This window comes from Pseudomonas salicis (assembly GCF_057128705.1).
Genome location: NZ_JBSKHU010000008.1, coordinates 73514 through 95858 on the forward strand (window position 1 = coordinate 73514; position 22345 = coordinate 95858).

The following is a 22345-nucleotide window of genomic DNA, read 5'->3' on the forward strand; positions in this document are numbered from 1 at the left end:
TCTGGACTGTCGCGATTGAAGATCAAGAGCCGCTTGCTGGAGCTAACGCTCCTCGCGGTGTATGGCTGTTCGAGGCTTCATTCCGTGCACATCTTCAAACTGTGGGAGCGAATTCATTCGCGAAAAATAGATCAGGTAATGGAGATGCATTGTCTGTACCGGCTATTCGCGAATGAATTCGCTCCTACAGGGGGGGCGTGACAAGAAATGTGTGCACGCCCGGGATCTACTGGAGGAGCGAATTCATTCGCGAAGAATAGATCAGGCAATGGAGATGTATTGTCTGTACCGGCCATTCGCGAATGAATTCGCTCCTACAGGGGGATTGGGGCGTGACAAGAAATGTGTGCACGCCCGGGATCTACTGGAGGAGCGAACTCATTCGCGAAAAATAGATCAGGTAATGGAGATGTATTGTCTGTACCGGCCATTCGCGAATGAATTCGCTCCTACATGGGGATTGGGGCGTGACAAGAAATTTGTGCACGCCCGGGATCTACTGTAGGAGCGAATTCATTCGCGAAAAAGGGTTCAGGCGATGGAGATGTATTGTCTGTAGCGGCCATTCGCGAATGAATTCGCTCCCACAGTGGGATTTGCGGTGCAACAGATAAAGAGCGAATACCCACAACCGCGAAGAGCTTTAGCTCCAGCCAGATGCCGTTGCTCTTCGAACACGGAAGATCAGACACCGCCGAACGCGACTTGGGTGCAGGCCGAATGAAGGCGATGCGGAGTGGGTCGAGCGGCATGGATGCCGCGAGAGCGCCGTCAGGACATGGATGTCCGTTCGGCGCGGGCCCACGGAGCGTCGCCGGAGTGAGGGTATTCCGACGAAGGAGGAACCCAACCAGGAGCAGGGCCTTTTTGGTTACTTTTTCGGCTCTTGGAAAAAGTGACCCGCCGTAAGGGCGGAACCGTAAGTCGCCGTTACCGAAGAAATGGATATTCAAGCGCTCTACAACCCACAGCAAACTCCATTTGCCGCGCCGCAAAACCAATGCTAAAACTTCACCCGTCTGACACCGTTTCACATAAGGGATTTGTCATGTCAGTAACTTCCGATCGTTCTGCAGACGAGCAGCAACTGACCATCAAGATCAAGGGACGCTTTGACTTCTCGACGCACCAGGACTTCCGCGGTGCCTACGAAAAGGAAAACAAGGCCAAACGGTACGTGGTCGACCTCAAGGAAACCAACTACCTCGACAGCTCGGCATTGGGCATGTTGCTGTTGTTGCGCGACCACGCCGGTGGCGATCGCTCCGATGTGCGGCTGGAAAACTGCAGCAACGACGTTCAGAAAATCCTCGCCATCTCCAACTTCTCTAAACTCTTCCGCATCGGCTGATGGTGGGTTCCGCGCCACCCGAGCGCCTGACGATCCTCATCGCCGATGACAATGCCAGCGACCGCATGCTGCTCTCGGCGATCATCAGCCGTCAGGGCCATGAGGCGCTGAGCGCGTGCGATGGGGCCGAAGCGGTGGCGCTGTTCGAACAGCGCCGCCCGCAACTGATCCTGATGGACGCCCTGATGCCCGTGATGGACGGTTTCGAGGCTGCTCGTCGGATCAAGGAACTGGCGGGCGAATCGCTGGTGCCGATCATCTTCCTCACCTCCATGACCGAAGGCGAAGGCCTGGCTCGCTGTCTCGATGCGGGCGGCGATGACTTCGTCGCCAAACCCTATAACCAGGTGGTGCTGGCGGCGAAGATCAACGCCATGAACCGCCTGCGGCTGTTGCAGGAAACGGTCCTGCAACAGCGCGACCTGATTGCCCGGCACCACAAGTACCTGCTCAACGAACAGCGCGTCGCCAAGGCGGTGTTCGATCAGATCGCTCACTCCGGTTGCCTGAGCGCGCCGAACATCCGCTACCTGCAATCGCCTTACGCGCTGTTCAACGGCGATTTGCTGCTGGCGGCCTGGGCGCCGTCCGGCAACATGCATGTGCTGCTTGGCGATTTCACCGGCCATGGCCTGCCTGCAGCAGTGGGCGCGATGCCGCTGGCGGAGGTGTTCTATGGCATGACGGCCAAGGGGTACGGTCTGCCGGAAACCCTGCGCGAGATGAACGCCAAGCTCAAGCGTATCCTGCCCGTGGACATGTTCTGCTGCGCCGCGTTGCTGTGCGTCAACTTCAAGCAGCACTTGGTCGAGGTGTGGAATGGCGGTTTGCCGGACGGTTACCTCCTGCATGGCGACGGTCGCCCGCACACGCCGCTGGTGTCTGCCCACTTGCCGCTGGGCGTGTTGAGTGCCGGCACGTTCGATGACAACACCCAGGTCTATCCCTTCGGCCCCGGTGATCGGGTGTTCCTGCTCTCCGACGGCGTCGTGGACAGCACTGACGAAACAGGCGAGATGTTCGGCGCCCGGCGTTTGCAGAACGTATTCGTGACCAACCGCAACCCGGCGATGCTGATCGAAGAGGTGCAATGGGCGTTGGCGCGGTTTCGCGGGCAGGTGCGGGATGACGTCAGCATGCTGGAAGTGGGCTTCACCGAGCCGGAATCCCTCGGCCCGCCGTCGGTCATCTACACCGACAGCGGCGATTCCAGCCCGCTCGACTGGTCTGCGAGTTTCGAATTCCGCGCCTCGACGCTCAAACGCTTCAATCCGTTGCCCTATCTCTTGCAGCTGTTGCAGGAGGTTCATGGCCTGCGCCAGCAGAGCAGCGAGCTCTACATCGTGCTGGCCGAGCTGTACAGCAATGCCTTGGAACACGGGGTGCTGGGGCTGGATTCGGCGCTCAAGCAGAACGCCGAAGGGTTTGCGCTGTACTATCAGCAGCGCGGTGAGCGGCTGGATAACCTGGAAGACGGGTTCATCCGCTTTAATTTCCAGGTAATCCCGATGGGGCAGGGTGGACGCCTGACCGTCGAGGTGCACGACAGCGGCAATGGTTTCAACGCCGAGCATGTGCTGGCATTGCCGCCTGCGGTCGATCAATTGTCCGGGCGAGGTCTGAGCCTGGTGCGTCAACTCAGCGACCGGTGTCGCTGGTCGGAGGATGGCCGCACGGCGTCTGTGGAGTTTGCGTGGGAGGGTCTGGCATAATCCCGCGCATCTTGATCAAGGAGCGAGCAAGCATTGAACACTCATGTGGATTTGACCGTACTCAGTACGTTGCGCGATGTCATGGAAACCGAATACCCGGCATTGCTGCACATCTTCATCAAGGACTCGGAGGCCCGTGTCACGGATTTGAACGGGCTGATTCACCACCCTGACTTTTCCCCGGCGTCACCCACACAACTGCAAACCCTGCGCTCGATGGCCCATAGCTTCAAAGGCAGCAGCGGCAACATGGGTGCTTCGCATCTGGCGGAGTTGTGCCACCAGCTCGAAGAGCTGGTCCGGGATCAAAGCGCTGTCAGCGGCGCGCGGATTTCGGAGCTGGTCTGGGCCATTCATCTGGAATTCAACGTGGTGCGGGACCTCTTCGACGTTGAATTACAGACCACGCTGACTCGACACTGACACGTCGCCACCACTGGAAAACCGAGTTGATACAGATGTGGCCCGCCATTTGCTAGGTCTCTGGGTAATCGTGTCCTTGCGGAGATCAACATGGCCCTCGCCAACAACCCCCTACTGACGGCTCTGACGGCTGCCAAAGCCCAGAAAGCCAGCGCCGCCACGTCGGCGAAGGCCCCGGACCCCGTCAAGGACAAGGCTTCCAGCTTTTCCACTGTGTTCGCCAAGCAGTCTGCGCCGAAGTCGAATTCCGTCGACGACAGTCCGTCGAAGCCGGCCAGCGCCAAGACTTCGGCGGTCGACAATAAGCACGACGACAAGCAAACGTCTGCCGCTTCCGACAAGACCGTTGCCGAAAACGGCAATGCCTTGCCTGCCAAATCCGTTCACGCCAAGGACAGCGACGACGGCAAGGGCAGCAGTAGCGACAACGATGACGACGATGACGACGACAGCGAAGATGACACCACCGAAGCGGCTAACGCGGCCGACGCGACCACGGTGGCGGATGGGTCGGTAGCGGCTCCGGTCGTTGATCCTTCGCTGTTGGCCGTCGCGCCTCAGACGCCTGTTCCTGCGCCGGTGGTAGACGTGCAGCCTGTGGTTGACCCTGCGTTGCTGGCAGCCACTGCGGCTCCGGTGGTTGCGCCGCCTGTCGCTCAGGCGCCGACGACGCCCACTGACGATCAATTCGATCCGTCCGCCGACCCGCTTGAAGGTCTGACGGCCGTGCAAGTCGCGCTGCAGAACAAGACCCAACAGACCGCCCAATTGAACGGTCACACCAACGACGCGAGCAAAACCGACGCCAAGCAGGACACGAATGCCGACCCTGCCCAGATGTTGGCAGGCACGCTGGCGGCGCTGGGCGACAAGGCGGCGGACAAAGACGCCACGGAAGGCGGGGGTGACAAGGCGTTCAGCGGCTTGCTCGCCGATGGCCTGAAAGACGTCAAGACCGCCACCAGCGACACCCGCGTCGATAACTTTGCCGAGCGTCTGGCCGCGTTGTCCCAGGCTGCACAGGTGAGGACCAGCACGCCAGCGCCCGCGCCGCTGATCAACCAGCCCTTGGCCATGAACCAGAGCGGCTGGACCGAAGGCGTAGTCAACCGCGTGATGTACCTGTCCAGTCAGAACCTGAAACAGGCCGACATTCAGTTGCAACCGGCTGAATTGGGCCGTCTGGACATCCGCGTCAATATGGCGGCAGACCAGCAGACCCAAGTCACCTTCATGAGCGCCCACGTCGGTGTCCGTGAAGCGCTGGAAAGCCAGATGGGCCGTCTGCGTGAGTCGTTCGTTCAACAGGGCATGGGGCAGGTCAACGTCAACGTATCTGACCAGTCCCAAGGCTGGCAGCAACAGGCTCAGCAGCAACAGTCCGGCGACGGCCAGCGGGGTAACGGTTCGCGCGGCGTCGGCGGTGCCAGCGACAGCGACCTCATCGCCGACGGCGCCCCGGTTGACGCAGCCTCTTCAGCGGCCAGCGCGCCGTTGACGGTCGTGGGCTCCAGCGCCGTCGACTACTACGCCTAAAACGCTTGGGCGTTTCAGGCAGCGGCGAGTGGCGAGCTACAAGCGGCAAGTAACAGCAACATCAAAAGCGGTGAGTGCGAGAGAGACCCCGGTTTCTCCCGCCTCGCCGCTTTGCTTTTTCTCGTAGCTTGAAGCTCACTCCTCAAAACTGCTTCTCTGCTTTTCCTCGAAGCTTGCCGCTCAAAGCTCGCCGCTGCCGTTCTGGCACACACCTTGCTCTCCCTCTGTCACGCAACACCGAACCCCTTGGATAGTGACGGATTATTGGCATGGCGAAGAGCGACGACGCAGTTAAAGACCCGGCGAAGAAAAGCAAGTTGAAGGTCATCATTCTGGTGGTGGTGGGCTTGTTGCTGGCCATTGGTCTGTCGGTCGGCGCGACCTGGTTCATCATGCACAAGGCCGAAAGCAAGCCTGATCCAGCGGCTGTCGCCGAGGCCGCCAACGCCCAGAAAGAGGCGATCTTCGAACCGCTGACGCCGCCTTTTGTCGTCAACTACAACGTCAACGGCCGTCAGCGCTACATGCAGGTCAGCATTACCCTCCTGGCCCGTGATCACGCGGACCTGGAAGCGCTGAAGGTGCACATGCCGGTCATCCGCAATAACCTGGTGATGATGTTCTCCGGCCAGCCGTTCGACACCATCGCGACCCCTGTCGGCATGGAAATGCTGCGTCAGAAGGCTGCCGCGGTGGTGCAGGAAGTCGGACAGAAAGAGCTGAACAAAAGCGTCATCGAACAGGTTCTTTTCACTAACTACGTACTGCAGTAGGACCACGACATGGCCGTGCAAGACCTGCTGTCCCAGGATGAAATCGACGCGCTGTTGCACGGCGTGGACGATGGTCTGGTGCAGACCGAAAGCGTTATCGAACCGGGCAGCGTCAAGAGTTATGACCTGACCAGCCAGGATCGCATCGTCCGCGGACGCATGCCGACCCTGGAAATGATCAACGAGCGTTTCGCCCGTTACACCCGTATCAGCATGTTCAACCTGCTGCGCCGTTCTGCGGACGTGGCGGTGGGTGGCGTGCAGGTGATGAAGTTCGGCGAATACGTGCACTCGCTGTACGTGCCGACCAGTCTGAATCTGGTCAAGATCAAGCCGTTGCGCGGCACCGCGCTGTTTATCCTGGACGCCAAGCTGGTGTTCAAGCTGGTGGACAACTTCTTCGGTGGCGACGGTCGTCACGCCAAGATCGAAGGCCGGGAGTTCACCCCGACCGAGCTGCGCGTGGTGCGGATCGTGCTGGATCAGGCGTTCATCGACCTGAAAGAAGCCTGGCAGGCGATCATGGAAGTCAACTTCGAGTACATCAACTCGGAAGTGAACCCGGCCATGGCCAACATCGTTGGCCCGAGTGAAGCCATTGTGGTCTCGACCTTCCATATCGAACTCGACGGCGGTGGCGGCGACCTGCACGTGACCATGCCGTACTCGATGATCGAGCCCGTGCGTGAAATGCTCGACGCCGGTTTCCAGTCCGATCTGGACGATCAGGACGAACGTTGGGTCAACGCGCTCAAGCAGGACGTGATGGACGTGTCGGTGCCGTTGAGCGCCACGGTGGCCCGTCGGCAGCTCAAACTGCGGGACATCCTGCACATGCAACCGGGTGACGTGATTCCGGTGGAGCTGAACGATCATCTGGTGATGCGCGCCAACGGCGTACCGTCGTTCAAGGTCAAGCTGGGTTCGCACAAGGGCAATCTGGCCCTGCAAGTGGTCGAGCCGGTCGAACGCCGCTGACGCTTTGCCGTCAGCTTCAAAATGTGCTGTGTAAACGAATAATGCTTGTCGAGGATCACCATGGCTGATGAAAACGAAATGAACTCCACAGACGACCAGGCACTGGCCGACGAGTGGGCTGCCGCCCTGGGTGAAGCGGGCGAGGGCGGTCAGGCTGACATCGACGCGCTGTTGGCGGCCGACGCCGGGAACTCGACCAATCGTCTGGCGATGGAAGAGTTCGGCAGCATGCCGAAGAACAACGGCCCGGTGTCGCTGGACGGTCCGAACCTGGACGTGATTCTCGACATTCCCGTGTCCATTTCCATGGAAGTGGGCAGCACCGATATCAACATCCGCAACCTGCTGCAACTGAACCAGGGTTCGGTGATCGAGCTGGATCGTCTGGCGGGTGAGCCACTGGACGTGCTGGTCAACGGCACGTTGATCGCCCACGGTGAGGTGGTGGTGGTGAACGAGAAGTTCGGCATCCGCCTGACCGACGTGATCAGCCCGAGCGAACGCATCAAGAAGCTGCGTTAAGTGGGCGGTTTCTGGGTGAAGGGGCTCAAGACCCTGTCGGGGTTGGCGCTGCTGGCCACGTCCTGGCTCGTCATGGCCGCCGATCCGGCGGCTCCGGTCGTGCATGCCAGCCCGGCTGTTGCCCCCGCTGCGGCCACCGTGGCCTCAACGGTTGCGCCAGCGGCCGCTCCGCAAGTGTCCAGCGCGCTGGGCAGTGGTGTCGCCGGGCAATTGACCCAACTGGTGTTGGGTCTGTTGCTGGTGGTCGGCCTGATCTTCGTGCTGGCCTGGCTGATGCGTCGCGTGCAGCGTGCAGGTCCTGCCGGTAATCAGGTAATCGAGCTGGTCGGTTCCCGCGCGCTGGGGCCTCGTGACCGGCTGGTGCTGGTGCAGATCGGCAACGAGCAAGTATTGCTCGGTGTCTCCCCCGGGAGTATCACGGCGCTGCATGTGATGAATGAGCCTGTGGTCGTGCCGGACACGCAAAACACGACACCTGAATTCGCCAGGCGCCTGCTGGAAGCCTTGGGCAATAAGGGCATGGGTGCCTCCCGAGGCGACAAAGGCCGCGCGGGCAATGACGGCCTTGGCAATCCGGGTCAGAAGGACAAGAACTGATGCGTATCGTTTTGACGCTGCTGTTGTTGCTGGCAGCCCCGATGGCCTTCGCCGCCGACCCGTTGTCGATTCCGGCGATCACGCTGGGCACCGGCGCCAACGGCCAGCAGGAATACTCGGTCAGCCTGCAAATCCTGCTGATCATGACGGCGCTGAGTTTTATTCCGGCGTTCGTCATGCTGATGACCAGCTTTACCCGGATCATCATCGTGTTCTCGATCGTGCGTCAGGCGCTGGGCTTGCAGCAGACACCGTCGAACCAGATCCTCACAGGCATGGCCTTGTTTTTGACGCTGTTCATCATGGCCCCGGTGTTCGACCGCGTGAACAGCGATGCCTTGCAGCCGTATCTGGCCGAGAAGATCACGGCCCAGGACGCGGTCGCCAAGGCTGAGGTGCCCATCAAGAACTTCATGCTCGCGCAGACCCGTTCCAGCGACATGGAGCTGTTCATGCGCCTGTCCAAGCGCACCGACATCCCGACCCCAGACGCTGCGCCGCTGACGATCATCGTTCCGGCGTTCGTGACGTCGGAGCTGAAAACCGCGTTTCAGATCGGCTTCATGATCTTCATTCCATTCCTGATCATCGACCTGGTGATCGCCAGCGTGCTGATGGCGATGGGGATGATGATGCTGTCTCCGCTGATCATTTCCCTGCCGTTCAAAATCATGCTGTTCGTGCTGGTGGATGGCTGGGCGTTGATCATTGGCACGCTGGCCGGCAGTTTTGGTGGCGTATGACCCTGTTTGATACGGAGTGCCTGGCATGACCCCGGAAGTCGCCCTCGATATTTTTCGCGAAGCCCTCTGGTTGATCGTCACCATGGTGGCGATTCTCGTTGTCCCGAGCCTGGTGGTGGGCCTGCTGGTGTCGATGTTTCAGGCCGCCACGCAGATCAACGAACAGACCTTGAGCTTTCTGCCGCGTCTGCTGGTGATGCTGGTCACCCTGATCGTGATCGGGCCGTGGATGGTGCGCACCTTTATGGAATACATCATTTCGCTGTACACCAGCATTCCTCAAGTCATCGGCTGACCGGCGCATGGAGCCTGTACTGGCGCTGACCGACACGCAGATCAGCAGCTGGGTGGCGGCGTTCGTGCTGCCGCTGTTCCGGATCGTGACCGTGCTGATGACCATGCCGATCATTGGCACGACCCTGGTGCCCCGACGCATTCGCCTGTATTTCGGGTTGGCCATCACGGTGGTCATCGCGCCGAGCCTTCCGCCCATGCCCGAAGTTCACGCCCTGGACCTCAGTGCGCTGTTGCTGGTGGCTCAGCAGATCATCATCGGCGCGGCATTCGGGTTGTCGTTGCAGTTGTTTTTTCAGGCGTTCGTGATCGCCGGGCAAATCGTGGCGACTCAGATGGGCATGAGCTTCGCGTCAATGATCGACCCCATCAACGGGGTGTCGAGCGCGATCATCGGGCAATTTTTCACCATGCTCCTCACGCTGCTGTTTCTCGCCACCAATGGCCATCTGGTGGTCTTCGAGGTGCTGGTTGAAAGCTTCACGACGTTGCCGGTGGGGCAGGGGCTGATGCCGTCGGACTTCTGGGCCTTGGTGGTGCGGCTGGGCTGGGTTTTCGGTGCTGCGCTGGTGCTGGTGCTGCCCGCGATCACAGCGCTGCTGGTGCTCAACGTCGCCATGGGTGTCATGACCCGCGCCGCGCCGCAGTTGAACATCTTCACCATCGGTTTTCCGTTGACGCTGGTGCTGGGCATGGGGATTCTGTGGGTCTCACTCGGCGACATCCTCAATCAGTACCAGCCGCTGGCGGTCGAAGCCTTGCAGGTACTCAGGGACATGGTCAAGGCGCACTGACATGGCAGAAAGCGAAAGCGGTCAGGACAAGACAGAAGACCCCACGGACAAGCGCAGACGCGATGCCCGGGAGAAGGGCGAGATTGCCCGCTCCAAAGACCTGAACACGGTCATCGTGATGGTCGTCGGCGCGGCGGGCCTGCTGGCGTTCGGCGGGTCCATGGCCGAGATGATGATGCACTTGATGCGCGACAACTTCACCATCACCCGCGAGGCGTTGATGGATGAGCGCAGCATGGGCCTGATGTTGATGGTGTCCGGCAAGGCCGCCTTGGCATCGGTGACACCGCTGTTGGTCTCTTTGATGATCGCTTCGCTGATCGGCCCGATTTCGCTGGGCGGCTGGTTGTTCGCGCCGGATTCGCTATCGCCCAAATTCAGCCGCCTGAACCCGCTCGCCGGTTTGAAGCGCATGGTGTCGCCTCAGGCGCTGATCGAATTGCTCAAGTCGTTCGGCAAGTTCTTGATCGTCCTGACGGTGGCAGTGGTGGTGCTGTCCAAAGACAAAAAAGACCTGCTTGCCATCGCTCACGAGCCCATGGAGATGGCGGTCGTGCACAGCCTGCAATTGGTGGGCTGGAGCACGCTGTGGATGGCGATGGGGCTGTTGATCATCGCGGCGATCGACGTTCCGGTGCAGTTGTATCAGGCGCGTCAGAAGCTGTTGATGACCAAGCAGGAAGTGCGCGACGAGCACAAGGACAATGAGGGGCGGCCTGAGGTCAAGGGTCGTATTCGTCAGTTGCAGCGCGAGATGTCGCAGCGGCGGATGATGGCGGCGGTGCCCGAGGCGGATGTCATCATCACCAACCCGACCCACTATGCCGTGGCCTTGAAGTACGACGCGGACAAGGGCGGGGCGCCGGTGCTGTTGGCCAAGGGTACGGATTTCATGGCGTTGAAAATCCGCGAGATCGCGGCGCAGCATCAGATTCTGCTGTTGGAATCGCCAGGGCTGGCGCGTTCGATTTATTACAGCACGGAGCTGGAACAGGAAATTCCGGCAGGGCTGTACCTGGCCGTGGCGCAGGTACTGGCGTACGTGTACCAGATCCGCCAGTTCCAGGCGGGACGCGGCAAGCGGCCTGATCCGTTGAATGACAACTTGCCGATTCCGCCGGATTTGAGACGGGATTCGTAAGGCTCTCGATTGCTACACGGATGCCCTTCGGGCCTTATCGCGAGCAAGCTCACTCCTACATTGGCTTAAACGTGCCCGTGCCTGATGGACCGAGTCGTTAGCGTCTCAAACCGCACAAACCAGCTCTCCATCGATCCCTGGCCACTCCCAAAAAAATGCCAACGTCTCCACATTTCTACGTGATGGCACTCTGGCATTTTTCACCCATCCCACAAGTTGGACAGGTTTTTGCAATAACCCTGTTACAACGCCTCTGGCGTCAAAGTTTTGATCAACGCGCAGGTACGGAATCGGTGGATCGCTCACAGTTAATCTCTAACGCTCGCGTTGGCCTGGCCGGTCTGGGTCGTGGTCAGTTGGGCGTGCCGTTCTTGCTGCTGGTCATGTTGGCAATGATGATGTTGCCCATGCCGCCGTTCCTGCTGGACGTGTTTTTCACGTTCAACATTGCGCTCTCCATCGTCGTACTGTTGGTCTGCGTTTACGCACTGCGTCCGCTCGACTTCTCGGTATTCCCCACCATCCTGCTCGTCGCCACCTTGCTCCGGCTGGCGCTCAACGTCGCGTCCACCCGTGTGGTCATGCTTCACGGGCAGGACGGTCATGCCGCCGCCGGTAAGGTGATTCAGGCGTTCGGTGAAGTGGTGATCGGCGGTAACTACGTCGTCGGTATCGTGGTGTTCGCGATCCTCATGATCATCAACTTCGTGGTCGTGACCAAAGGTGCCGGTCGTATCTCCGAGGTGAGCGCGCGCTTCACCCTCGACGCGATGCCCGGCAAACAGATGGCCATCGACGCCGACCTCAACGCCGGTCTGATCGATCAGCCCGAAGCCAAGCGCCGTCGTCTGGAAGTCGCCCAAGAGGCTGAGTTCTACGGTTCCATGGACGGTGCCAGTAAATTCGTTCGCGGTGACGCCATCGCTGGTCTGTTGATTCTGTTCATCAACCTCATCGGCGGCATGCTGGTGGGCATCATCCAGCACAGCATGAGCTTTGCTGACGCGGGCAAGGTCTACGCGCTGTTGACCATCGGTGACGGTTTGGTGGCGCAATTGCCATCCCTGCTGCTGTCCACCGCCGCTGCGATCATGGTGACCCGTGCTTCCGGTTCGGAAGAAATGGGCAAGCTGGTCAAGCGCCAGATGTTCGCTTCGCACCAGGCACTGGCCGTATCCGCTGGCATCATGATCGTCATGGGTCTGGTGCCCGGCATGCCGCACTTCTCGTTCATCAGCCTCGGGCTGGCGGCGGCGGGTGGCGCTTACCTGCTGTGGAAGAAACAGAACATGGTCAAGCTGGCCGCGATCCAGGAAGTCAAACGCCAGCAGGACTTGCTGCCTGCGCCGAATCGCGCCCAGGAGTCGAAAGAGCTGGGCTGGGACGACGTGACGCCGATCGACATGATCGGCCTGGAAGTGGGCTATCGCCTGATTCCGCTGGTGGACCGCAACCAGGGTGGTCAACTGCTGGCGCGGATCAAGGGCGTGCGCAAGAAGCTCTCGCAGGAGCTGGGCTTCCTGATGCCGACCGTTCACATTCGCGACAACCTCGACCTGGCGCCGAGTGCCTACCGCCTGACGCTGATGGGCGTGACCCTCGCCGAGGCCGAGATTTACCCGGACCGCGAGTTGGCGATCAACCCCGGTCAGGTGTTTGGCAGCCTCAACGGCATCACTGCCAAAGACCCGGCGTTCGGGCTCGAAGCGGTCTGGATCGAGATTTCCCAGCGTGCCCAGGCGCAGTCTCTCGGCTACACCGTGGTCGACGCCAGCACCGTAGTGGCAACCCACTTGAACCAGATTCTCTACAAACACTCTCATGAGCTGATCGGGCACGAGGAAGTTCAGCAACTGATGACGTTGCTGGCTAAAAGCTCGCCCAAGTTGGCTGAAGAGTTGGTACCCGGCGTGCTGTCGTTGTCTGCGCTGCTCAAGGTGTTGCAAGCGCTGCTGGCGGAACAGGTCCCGGTGCGCGATATTCGCAGCATTGCCGAGGCCATCGCCAACAACGCTGCGCGGAGTCAAGATACCGCCGCATTGGTGGCGGCTGTACGGGTCGGATTGTCCCGCGCCATCGTGCAAAGCATTGTCGGCATTGAGCCGGAGCTGCCTGTTATCACGCTTGAGCCAAGGTTGGAACAGATATTGCTCAATAGTCTGCAGAAGGCAGGACAGGGTCAGGAAGAAGGCGTTCTCCTCGAACCGAGCATGGCTGAGAAACTTCAGCGCTCGTTGATCGAAGCGGCGCAGCGTCAGGAGATGCAGGGTCAGCCGGTTATTTTGTTGGTCGCAGGTCCGGTTCGCGCCATGTTGTCCCGCTTTGGACGCCTGGCCGTCCCGAACATGCATGTTTTGGCGTATCAGGAAATTCCTGACAATAAGCAAGTCACCATCGTAGCGACTGTCGGGCCGAACGGCTGAGGTAGTGAGTCATGCAAGTTAAGCGTTTTTTCGCCGCCGATATGCGACAAGCCATGAAACTGGTTCGCGATGAGCTGGGCGCTGAAGCCGCCATCATCGGGAATCGGCGGATCGCAGGCGGTGTGGAACTGACTGCCGCACTGGACTACAAATTGTCTGCGCTGGCCCCGCGCGTGCCGAACATCGAGCTGGAAGACGAACTGCGCAAGACCCAATCGCGCATCGTGACCGCTCAGGCCGAGCTGACCCATCGCAGCGAGCTGGACACCGTCGCCAATCGCCAGCTGTTCACCGGCGTGGCCATGGACGACAGCAAACAAATCGAACCGACGCTGGACGAACCCTTTCGCCCGTCTATCCACGCGGCCATTGCGGCTGATCGTGCTGAACGCGCCGAGCGTCAATCGGCCGAGCCGGGCATCAGCCAGCGTGCGTACGACTCGATGCGCTCTGAATTGAATGGCCTGCGTGAACTGCTGGAAGTCCAGCTGGGTTCGCTGGCCTGGAACCAACTGCAAGGCAGCCGCCCGCAACAGGCGAACCTGTGGCGCCGTCTGCAACGCGTCGGTCTGTCGGGGCCTCTGTCCCGTGACCTGCTGGCGATGGTGCCGGACACCGACGATCAGCCCCACGCCTGGCGCATGTTGCTGGCGCACCTGGCGCGCATGATCGTCACGCCGGATGTCGAGCCGCTGGAAGAGGGCGGTGTGATTGCGATGGTCGGCCCGGCAGGCATGGGCAAGACCACGACGCTGGCCAAGCTGGCGGCGCGTTACGTGTTGAAGTACGGCGCACAAAACATCGCGCTGGTGAGCATGGACAGCTTCCGCATCGGGGCGCAGGAACAGCTCAAGACGCTGGGCCGCATTCTCAATGTGCCGGTGACCCACGTTGACCCCGGTCAATCGCTGGCTCAGGCGCTGGAGCCGTTGCTGCGCAAGCGTGTGGTGTTGATTGACACCGCCGGCTTGCAAGCCAGTGATCCGGCCCTACGCCTGCAACTGGAGAGTCTGGCCGGTCGCGGGATCAAGGCGCGCAATTACCTGGTGCTCGCCACCACCAGCCAGAAGCAGGTGCTGACGGCGGCGTACCACAGTTATAAGCGTTGCGGTTTGGCCGGGTGCATCCTGACCAAGCTCGACGAAACCGCCAGCCTCGGCGAAGTGCTGAGCCTGGCGGTGACACATGAATTGCCCGTGGCCTATCTCACCGATGGCCCGCGCATTCCGGATGATCTGCATCTGCCACGTCGGCATCAGTTGGTCAGCAGGGCTGTCAGCGTTCAGATGCAGGAGGAGCCTAGCGAGGAAGCGATGGCGGATATGTTTGCGGATCTTTATCACAGCCCCGGCAAGCGCGCGGGCTAGGTAAGGAAAATGACAGTGGAATATACCTGCATCGATGGTCTGCCAAGCATTGTTCACGCAGTGAACGTGCAGCCCGAAATGTGGCTTTGGTCTAAGCAAGACAAGGTAAAAAATTAACATGGGCAGCATGCATCCCGTACAGGTTATCGCGGTGACCGGTGGCAAAGGTGGCGTCGGCAAGACCAACGTGTCAGTGAACCTCTCGCTGGCCCTGGCCGAGTTGGGACGTCGCGTCATGTTGCTGGACGCCGATCTGGGTCTCGCCAACGTTGACGTATTGTTGGGGCTGACCCCTAAACGCACCTTGGCGGACGTCATCGAAGGACGCTGCGAGCTGCGCGATGTTCTGTTGCAGGGCCCGGGCGGTGTGCGCATCGTGCCTGCGGCGTCGGGCACCCAGACCATGGTTCACCTGAGCCCTGCGCAACACGCGGGTCTGATTCAGGCGTTCAGCGACATCGGCGACAACCTGGACGTACTGGTGATCGACACCGCTGCCGGGATCGGCGAATCGGTGGTCAGCTTCGTGCGCGCCGCGCAGGAAGTGCTGTTGGTGGTCTGCGATGAGCCGACCTCGATCACCGACGCCTACGCGCTGATCAAACTGCTGAACCGCGACTACGGCATGAACCGTTTCCGCGTGCTGGCCAACATGGCGCAGAGCCCGCAGGAAGGCCGCAACCTGTTCGCCAAGCTGACCAAGGTCACCGACCGTTTCCTCGACGTGGCCCTGCAATACGTCGGCGCCGTGCCGTACGACGAATGCGTGCGCAAGGCCGTGCAGAAACAGCGTGCGGTGTACGAAGCGTTTCCACGTTCCAAATGCGCGCTGGCGTTCAAGGCCATTGCGCAGAAGGTCGATACCTGGCCATTGCCGGCGAACCCGCGAGGCCACCTTGAATTTTTCGTTGAGCGCCTGGTTCATCAGACCAGTGCAGGGCCTGTGTCATGACTGCAAGTGGCTATCGCATGTACAGCAAATCGTCCAAAGATTCTCAGTATGAGCTGATCGAGCGCTATGCCCCTTTGGTCAAGCGCATCGCCTACCACTTGCTGGCGCGTCTGCCGGCCAGCGTGCAGGTCGAGGATCTGATCCAGGCCGGCATGATCGGCCTGCTCGAAGTGTCGACCAAATACGACTCCACCAAGGGTGCGAGTTTCGAGACATACGCCGGCATTCGTATTCGCGGCGCGATGCTCGATGAAGTGCGCAAGGGGGACTGGGCGCCACGCTCGGTCCACCGCAATACGCGCATGGTCAGTGACGCGATTCGTGCAATTGAAGCGAAAACCGGTCGCGACGCTAAAGATCATGAAGTTGCGGCCGAACTTCAATTGAGTCTCGACGATTACTACGGGATTCTGAACGATACCTTGGGCAGCCGCTTGTTCAGCTTCGACGACCTGTTGCAGGACGGCGAGCATGAAGGGTTGCACGAGGACGGCGCGAGCCAGTCGCTCGAACCGTCGCGGGATCTGGAAGATGAACGTTTCCAGAGCGCGCTGGCGGACGCCATCGCCAACTTGCCCGAGCGTGAGCGCCTGGTGCTGGCGTTGTACTACGACGAAGAGCTGAACCTCAAAGAGATCGGGGAGGTCTTGGGGGTCAGCGAATCCCGTGTCAGCCAGCTGCATAGCCAGTGCGCCGCACGTCTGCGGGGCCGGTTGGGAGAATGGCGCGCGCGTTGACGCATTGACGCGGGCCCGTCTTTTCACAAAGATGCCTGCGTTTTGGGTGGTAAGGCCGGCTGTGCAAGGCGTTGTGTGGGAAGCAAAAGGGACAAGGCAGGAGCCGCTGGGATCAGGTCTTCGGACTTTTTCCGTGGCGCTCATCACGTGTTTCTTCGAAAGGCCCCCTCGTTTTCGTGTGACCGGTGGAGCGATGTTGCCGGTATTGATTGAACGCGCGTCCAGGCACTGGGCGCGTTAAAGACTGCTTGGAGGTCGAATTGGACAAGAACATGAAAATCCTCATCGTTGATGACTTTTCAACGATGCGGCGGATCATAAAAAACCTGTTGCGTGACCTTGGGTTCACCAACACGGCCGAAGCAGATGACGGTACCACCGCATTGCCGATGCTGCAGAGCGGTGCTTTTGACTTTCTGGTGACCGACTGGAACATGCCTGGCATGTCCGGCATCGACCTGCTGCGTCAGGTGCGTGCCGACGAACGTCTGCGTCACCTGCCTGTGTTGATGGTGACCGCCGAAGCCAAGCGCGAGCAGATCATCGAAGCCGCTCAGGCGGGCGTGAACGGTTACGTGGTCAAGCCTTTCACGGCTCAGGTGCTCAAAGAAAAGATCGAGAAGATATTCGAGCGCGTCAATTCCTGATGTCCGCTGTGAGGGCGCTATGGATTCCAAAGATTCGACAATGGGTGACTTCGAGTCGACCCTGAAGAAACACGCACAAGAACTGGTCGCCAGCCTCGAAAAAGGCAAGTTCGGCGACGCCGTGCAACTTATCCATGAGCTTAATCAGACCCGGGACCGCGGCCTGTATCAGGAAGTGGGCAAGCTGACGCGCGAGCTGCACAGTGCAATCGTCAATTTCCAGATTGACCCGCACATGCCGCAAGCCGAGGAAGTGTCGCAGATCACGGATGCCACCGAGCGTCTGTCGTACGTTGTCCGCCTCACTGAAGGCGCGGCCAACCGCACGATGGACCTGGTGGAGCAGAGCACACCGCTGATGAACGGCCTGAGCGCCGACGCCAAGGCGTTGAGCGTCGATTGGGGCCGCTTCATGCGCCGCGAAATCGGTGCTGAAGAGTTTCGTGATCTGGCCCGCCGCGTCGAAGGTTTTCTGACCCGCAGCGAGAAGGAGACCCACGAGGTCGCCAGTCACCTGAACGACATTCTGCTGGCTCAGGACTATCAGGACCTGACCGGCCAGGTGATCAAGCGTGTGACCACGCTGGTGACCGAAGTCGAGAGCAATTTGCTCAAGTTGGTGCTGATGGCCAGTCAGGTCGATCGCTTCGCCGGGATCGAACACGACCAGGAAGAGTTCCGTAAGCAAAAAGAACAGGAAAAACTTCATTCCAAGGGTGAAGGTCCGCAGATTCATGCCGATAAACGTGAAGACGTCGTATCCGGTCAGGATGATGTAGACGATCTGCTATCCAGCCTCGGCTTCTGAAATCCAGAGCCAGGGTTCTATGTGAAAGTGGCTGTGGGCTTGCGCGCCAATGTCTCGACGAAGGCAATGCGCGCAGGCCATCGACGCAGCTCCTGGATCGGTTGACGGTTAATTTTAGGAGCACCCCCAATGAGCTTCGGCGCCGATGAAGAGATCCTTCAGGATTTTCTGGTAGAGGCCGGCGAGATTCTGGAGCAGTTGTCCGAACAGTTGGTCGAGCTGGAAAGCCGACCGGACGATGCGGACCTGCTCAATGCAATTTTTCGCGGTTTTCACACTGTAAAAGGGGGCGCAGGCTTCCTCCAGCTCAACGAGCTGGTCGAATGCTGCCACATCGCCGAAAACGTGTTCGACATCCTGCGCAAAGGTGAGCGCCGGGTCGACGCGGAACTCATGGATGTCGTGCTCGAAGCACTGGACACCGTCAACAGCATGTTCGGCCAGGTCCGTGAGCGTTCGGACGTGACCCCGGCCACGCCAGAGCTGCTCGCCGCGCTGTCGCGTCTGGCCGAGCCTGCGTCTGCCGACGAAATCGCCGCTGCCCCTGCGCCGGTAGTTGAAGAGGTGGCCGAAGCGCCTTCCGACGACATCACCGATCACGAATTCGAACAACTGCTGGACTCGCTGAATGCCGTGAAGGCGGAAGCGGCGAGCGCAGCCGTGTCTGCGCCACCGGCACCGGCACCCGCTGCGCCTGCAACGGAAGCCGCCAGCGACGAAATCACCGACGCCGAATTTGAATCCCTGCTGGATCAACTGCATGGCAAAGGCCAGTTCGCGGTCGATGCCGTGGCGCCTGCTGCTGCACCGGCTGCGTCTTCTGCGCCGGCTGCCGCGCCTGCCAGCGATGAAATCACCGACGACGAATTCGAAGCGTTGCTTGATCAACTGCACGGCAAAGGCTCGTTTTCCGCCGACACAGCGACAGCCGTTGCCCCTGCTCCAGTGGCGGCCGCGCCTGCCGCTGCCGAGTCCGGCGCCCCGGCGTCGGATGAAATCACCGATCACGAATTCGAAGCGCTGCTCGACCAACTGCATGGCAAGGGCACCTTCTCGGCGGATGTTGCCGCGAGCGCGCCCGTTGCCACGGCACCCGTGAAAAAAGCCGAACCGGCCAAGGCCGAGGCCCCCAAAGCCGAGCCAGCCAAACCGGCGGCCGCGCCTGCTCCGGCTGCGGCACCTGCGCCTGCAAAAGCGGCCGCTGCGCCAGCCCCTGCAGCGGCAGCACCGGCCCCGACAGCACCGGCCCGGGCACCTGCACCGGCAGCCGCCGACAAGGCCCCGACCGAAGCCGAAACCACCGTGCGCGTCGACACCGCGCGGCTGGACGAAATCATGAACATGGTCGGCGAGTTGGTGCTGGTGCGTAACCGTCTGGTGCGCCTGGGCCTCAACAGCGGCGATGAAGCCATGTCCAAGGCCGTGTCCAACCTGGACGTGGTCACCGCTGACCTGCAAACCGCCGTCATGAAGACCCGGATGCAGCCGATCAAGAAAGTCTTCGGTCGCTTCCCGCGACTGGTTCGCGATCTGGCCCGTCAGCTCAAGAAAGAAATCAACCTTGAACTGGTCGGTGAAGAAACCGACCTCGACAAGAACCTGGTCGAGGCCCTGGCCGACCCGCTGGTCCACTTGGTGCGCAACGCGGTTGACCACGGCATCGAATCGCCGGAAGAGCGCGAAGCATCGGGCAAAGCCCGTGGCGGTCGCGTAGTGCTCTCGGCGGAACAGGAAGGCGACCACATCCTGCTGTCGATTTCCGATGACGGCAAAGGTATGGACCCGGCGGTGCTGCGCGCCATCGCGGTCAAGCGTGGGGTGATGGACAAGGATGCGGCGGATCGCCTGAGCGACACCGACTGCTACAACCTGATCTTCGCGCCGGGCTTCTCGACCAAGACCGAGATTTCCGACGTGTCGGGCCGTGGCGTGGGCATGGACGTGGTGAAAACCAAGATCGCCCAGCTCAACGGCACCATCAACATCTACTCGACCAAGGGCCAAGGCTCGAAGATCGTCATCAAGGTCCCGTTGACCCTGGCGATCATGCCGACCCTGATGGTGATGCTGGGCAACCAGGCGTTCGCGTTCCCGCTGGTCAATGTCAACGAAATCTTCCACCTGGACCTCTCGACCACCAACGTCGTCGACGGTCAGGAAGTGGTGATCGTGCGTGACAAGGCGCTGCCGCTGTTCTACCTCAAGCGCTGGCTGGTCAGCTCGGCTGCGCACGAGGAGCAACGCGAAGGTCACGTGGTGATCCTTTCCGTCGGCACCCAACGCATCGGCTTCGTGGTCGATCAACTGGTGGGTCAGGAAGAAGTCGTGATCAAACCGCTGGGCAAGATGTTGCAAGGCACGCCAGGCATGTCCGGCGCCACCATCACCGGTGACGGCCGCATCGCGCTGATTCTCGATGTGCCGAGCATGCTCAAGCGGTACGCCGCGCGGCGTATTTGATGCCCGGTATGCAGTGAACCTTGTGGGTGCGAATTGATTCGCGAAAATCGGTCAGGCGACACTTCTGTAGCGTCTGTCCCGCCGCTTCGCGAATGAATCCGCTCCCACAGGTTCGTTATCCATCCTTGAAAGACGGGTGGATCAGAGGTTGATGAAACGGGATGGCCCCTGAGGGGACAGGCCCTACGGAGTGTTTATGGCAGTCAAGGTTCTGGTGGTAGACGATTCCGGTTTTTTCCGCCGGCGCGTCTCGGAAATTCTTTCCTCTGACACAACGATTCAAGTGGTCGGCACCGCCACCAACGGCAAGGAAGCGATCGAGCAGGCCCTGGCCCTGAAGCCCGATGTGATCACCATGGACTACGAAATGCCGATGATGGATGGCATTACCGCAGTCCGTCACATCATGCAGCGTTGCCCGACTCCGGTGTTGATGTTCTCCTCGCTGACCCACGAAGGCGCCCGGGTGACTCTGGATGCGCTGGATGCCGGTGCGGTCGATTACCTGCCCAAGAATTTCGAAGACATCTCGCGCAACCCCGAGAAGGTCAAACAAATGCTGTGCGAAAAGGTGCATACCATTTCCCGCAGCAACCGTCGTTTCAGCGGTTACAGCAGTGCGCCCGCGGCCCCGTCTCACGCACCGGCTGCACCGGCCCTGGCGACCGGTTCGCTGCGCAGTCCGGCCCCGACGCCCGGTGCCACGACCCGACCTGCGCCAGCCCCCGCGCCGACCCGTGCACCGGCAGCCCACTCGCCGACGTCGCCCGCGCCCAAGCGCAAGGCCTACAAGCTGGTCGCGATTGGCACGTCCACCGGCGGCCCGGTGGCGCTGCAACGCGTACTGACTCAATTGCCCGCGAACTTTCCGGCCCCCATCGTGCTGATCCAGCACATGCCTGCAGCCTTCACCAAAGCCTTCGCCGAGCGGCTGGACAAGCTGTGCCGCATCAGCGTCAAGGAAGCCGAGGACGGCGACATTCTGCGTCCAGGTCTGGCGCTGCTGGCCCCTGGCGGCAAGCAGATGATGGTCGATGGCCGTGGCGCGGTGAAAATCCTGCCGGGCGACGAGCGTCTGAATTACAAACCGTGCGTGGACATCACCTTCGGCTCGGCCGCCAAATCCTACGGCGACAAAGTGCTGGCGGTGGTGCTGACCGGCATGGGCGCCGATGGCCGTGAGGGCGCGCGTCTGCTCAAGCAGGGCGGCAGCCACATCTGGGCCCAGGACGAAGCCAGCTGCGTGATCTATGGCATGCCGATGGCCATCGTCAAAGCCGATCTCGCCGACGCGGTCTACAGCCTGGATGACATCGGGCGTCACCTGGTCGAGGCGTGTCTCTGATGGATGTCTTGACGCTCATAGGGATCATTCTGGCGTTCGTCGCGATCATTGGCGGCAACTTCCTCGAAGGCGGTCATATCGGCGCCTTGCTCAATGGCCCGGCGGCGCTGATCGTGCTCGGCGGCACGCTGGCAGCGTGCCTGTTGCAGACGCCGATGAGTGCCTTCAAACGGGCGATTCAGATCTTCATCTGGATTCTGTTCCCGCCGCGCATCGACCTTGCCGGGGGCATCGACCGCGTTGTGTCCTGGAGCCTGACCGCACGCAAGGAAGGCCTGTTGGGCCTGGAAACCGTGGCCGACACCGAGCCGGATGCCTATTCGCGCAAGGGCCTGCAATTGCTGGTGGACGGGGTCGAACCCGAAGCCATTCGCAGCATTCTGGAAGTGGACTTTCTGACCCAGGAAAGCCGCGACATTCAGGCGGCCAAAGTTTTTGAAAGCATGGGCGGCTACGCGCCGACCGTGGGCATCATCGGTGCGGTCATGGGCCTGATCCATGTGATGGGCAACCTGGCCGATCCGAACCAACTCGGCAGCGGCATTGCCGTGGCCTTCGTCGCGACCATTTATGGCGTGGCGTCGGCCAACCTGATTCTTTTGCCGGTGGCGAACAAGCTCAAGGCCGTGGCGATTCGTCAGTCTCGTTACCGCGAAATGCTGCTCGAAGGCCTGCTGTCGATTGCCGAAGGCGAGAACCCGCGCTCGATTGAATTGAAGCTGCAAGGCTTCATGGAGTGATG

Annotated in this window: 21 protein-coding genes; all 21 read left to right on the plus strand. The window is 60.6% G+C overall.

Going from position 1 to position 22345, the window contains the following annotated elements; genetic code table 11:
• Positions 1-1048: 1048 nt before the first annotated feature.
• The 21 genes from ACWKWE_RS26080 to ACWKWE_RS26180 all read left to right on the plus strand — a co-directional run bounded on the left by ACWKWE_RS26080 (position 1049) and on the right by ACWKWE_RS26180 (position 22343).
• Positions 1049-1351 carry an STAS domain-containing protein gene (locus tag ACWKWE_RS26080; RefSeq protein ID WP_166598688.1) on the plus strand — a complete coding sequence of 101 codons (303 nt, stop codon included), beginning with the start codon at positions 1049-1051 and terminating at the stop codon, positions 1349-1351.
• The gene (locus ACWKWE_RS26085) at positions 1351-3063 is read left to right on the plus strand and encodes an ATP-binding SpoIIE family protein phosphatase (RefSeq protein WP_483852114.1); all 1713 of its coding nucleotides are present in this window, start codon (positions 1351-1353) and stop codon (positions 3061-3063) included. Before ACWKWE_RS26080 ends, ACWKWE_RS26085 begins: the two co-directional genes overlap by 1 nt.
• A 33-nt stretch (positions 3064-3096) precedes the next feature.
• Entirely contained in the window at positions 3097-3486 is a 390-nt protein-coding gene (locus ACWKWE_RS26090; protein ID WP_483852115.1) for an Hpt domain-containing protein, read from the plus strand.
• 90 nt (positions 3487-3576) lie between these two features.
• Entirely contained in the window at positions 3577-5022 is a 1446-nt protein-coding gene (locus ACWKWE_RS26095; protein ID WP_483852116.1) for a flagellar hook-length control protein FliK, read from the plus strand.
• 269 nt (positions 5023-5291) lie between these two features.
• Complete coding sequence (fliL, locus tag ACWKWE_RS26100) at positions 5292-5795, plus strand: flagellar basal body-associated protein FliL (protein ID WP_483852117.1); 504 nt, start codon at positions 5292-5294, stop codon at positions 5793-5795.
• Between the two features lie 9 nt (positions 5796-5804).
• Positions 5805-6773: a flagellar motor switch protein FliM gene (gene fliM, locus ACWKWE_RS26105; RefSeq protein WP_166598683.1), complete on the plus strand. Its 969-nt coding sequence runs from the start codon at positions 5805-5807 to the stop codon at positions 6771-6773.
• Positions 6774-6833: 60 nt separating this feature from the next.
• Positions 6834-7295 carry a flagellar motor switch protein FliN gene (gene fliN, locus ACWKWE_RS26110; protein ID WP_341958959.1) on the plus strand — a complete coding sequence of 154 codons (462 nt, stop codon included), beginning with the start codon at positions 6834-6836 and terminating at the stop codon, positions 7293-7295.
• 72 nt (positions 7296-7367) lie between these two features.
• A complete protein-coding gene (gene fliO, locus ACWKWE_RS26115; protein WP_483852194.1) occupies positions 7368-7892 on the plus strand; it encodes a flagellar biosynthetic protein FliO in 525 nt (174 codons plus the stop codon).
• Positions 7892-8635 carry a flagellar type III secretion system pore protein FliP gene (gene fliP, locus ACWKWE_RS26120; RefSeq protein ID WP_401151181.1) on the plus strand — a complete coding sequence of 248 codons (744 nt, stop codon included), beginning with the start codon at positions 7892-7894 and terminating at the stop codon, positions 8633-8635. The genes fliO and fliP overlap by 1 nt, the downstream gene beginning before the upstream one ends.
• Before the next feature lie 25 nt (positions 8636-8660).
• Positions 8661-8930 (plus strand): flagellar biosynthesis protein FliQ, encoded by a 270-nt coding sequence (gene fliQ, locus ACWKWE_RS26125; RefSeq protein WP_166598680.1) that lies wholly within the window; start codon positions 8661-8663, stop codon positions 8928-8930.
• A gap of 7 nt (positions 8931-8937) precedes the next feature.
• On the plus strand, positions 8938-9723 hold the full coding sequence (gene fliR, locus ACWKWE_RS26130; RefSeq protein ID WP_166598679.1) for a flagellar biosynthetic protein FliR: 786 nt from the start codon (positions 8938-8940) through the stop codon (positions 9721-9723).
• A gap of 1 nt (position 9724) precedes the next feature.
• Positions 9725-10864 carry a flagellar biosynthesis protein FlhB gene (gene flhB, locus ACWKWE_RS26135; protein ID WP_166598678.1) on the plus strand — a complete coding sequence of 380 codons (1140 nt, stop codon included), beginning with the start codon at positions 9725-9727 and terminating at the stop codon, positions 10862-10864.
• A 293-nt stretch (positions 10865-11157) separates the two neighbouring features.
• Positions 11158-13287 carry a flagellar biosynthesis protein FlhA gene (flhA, locus tag ACWKWE_RS26140; protein WP_166598677.1) on the plus strand — a complete coding sequence of 710 codons (2130 nt, stop codon included), beginning with the start codon at positions 11158-11160 and terminating at the stop codon, positions 13285-13287.
• An 11-nt stretch (positions 13288-13298) separates the two neighbouring features.
• Complete coding sequence (gene flhF, locus ACWKWE_RS26145) at positions 13299-14654, plus strand: flagellar biosynthesis GTPase FlhF (RefSeq protein ID WP_166598676.1); 1356 nt, start codon at positions 13299-13301, stop codon at positions 14652-14654.
• Between the two features lie 118 nt (positions 14655-14772).
• Positions 14773-15606 carry a flagellar synthesis regulator FleN gene (gene fleN / locus ACWKWE_RS26150; RefSeq protein ID WP_166598675.1) on the plus strand — a complete coding sequence of 278 codons (834 nt, stop codon included), beginning with the start codon at positions 14773-14775 and terminating at the stop codon, positions 15604-15606.
• Positions 15603-16343 (plus strand): RNA polymerase sigma factor FliA, encoded by a 741-nt coding sequence (fliA, locus tag ACWKWE_RS26155; protein WP_081568863.1) that lies wholly within the window; start codon positions 15603-15605, stop codon positions 16341-16343. Before fleN ends, fliA begins: the two co-directional genes overlap by 4 nt.
• Positions 16344-16615: 272 nt before the next feature.
• Positions 16616-16990 carry a chemotaxis response regulator CheY gene (locus tag ACWKWE_RS26160; RefSeq protein WP_175500148.1) on the plus strand — a complete coding sequence of 125 codons (375 nt, stop codon included), beginning with the start codon at positions 16616-16618 and terminating at the stop codon, positions 16988-16990.
• 19 nt (positions 16991-17009) lie between these two features.
• Complete coding sequence (locus ACWKWE_RS26165; protein ID WP_166598674.1) at positions 17010-17798, plus strand: protein phosphatase CheZ; 789 nt, start codon at positions 17010-17012, stop codon at positions 17796-17798.
• 129 nt (positions 17799-17927) lie between these two features.
• The gene (locus ACWKWE_RS26170) at positions 17928-20258 is read left to right on the plus strand and encodes a chemotaxis protein CheA (RefSeq protein WP_483852118.1); all 2331 of its coding nucleotides are present in this window, start codon (positions 17928-17930) and stop codon (positions 20256-20258) included.
• Between the two features lie 196 nt (positions 20259-20454).
• Positions 20455-21603 carry a protein-glutamate methylesterase/protein-glutamine glutaminase gene (locus ACWKWE_RS26175; protein ID WP_483852119.1) on the plus strand — a complete coding sequence of 383 codons (1149 nt, stop codon included), beginning with the start codon at positions 20455-20457 and terminating at the stop codon, positions 21601-21603.
• A complete protein-coding gene (locus ACWKWE_RS26180) occupies positions 21603-22343 on the plus strand; it encodes a flagellar motor protein (protein WP_483852120.1) in 741 nt (246 codons plus the stop codon). The genes ACWKWE_RS26175 and ACWKWE_RS26180 overlap by 1 nt, the downstream gene beginning before the upstream one ends.
• The last annotated feature ends 2 nt before the right edge of the window (positions 22344-22345 follow it).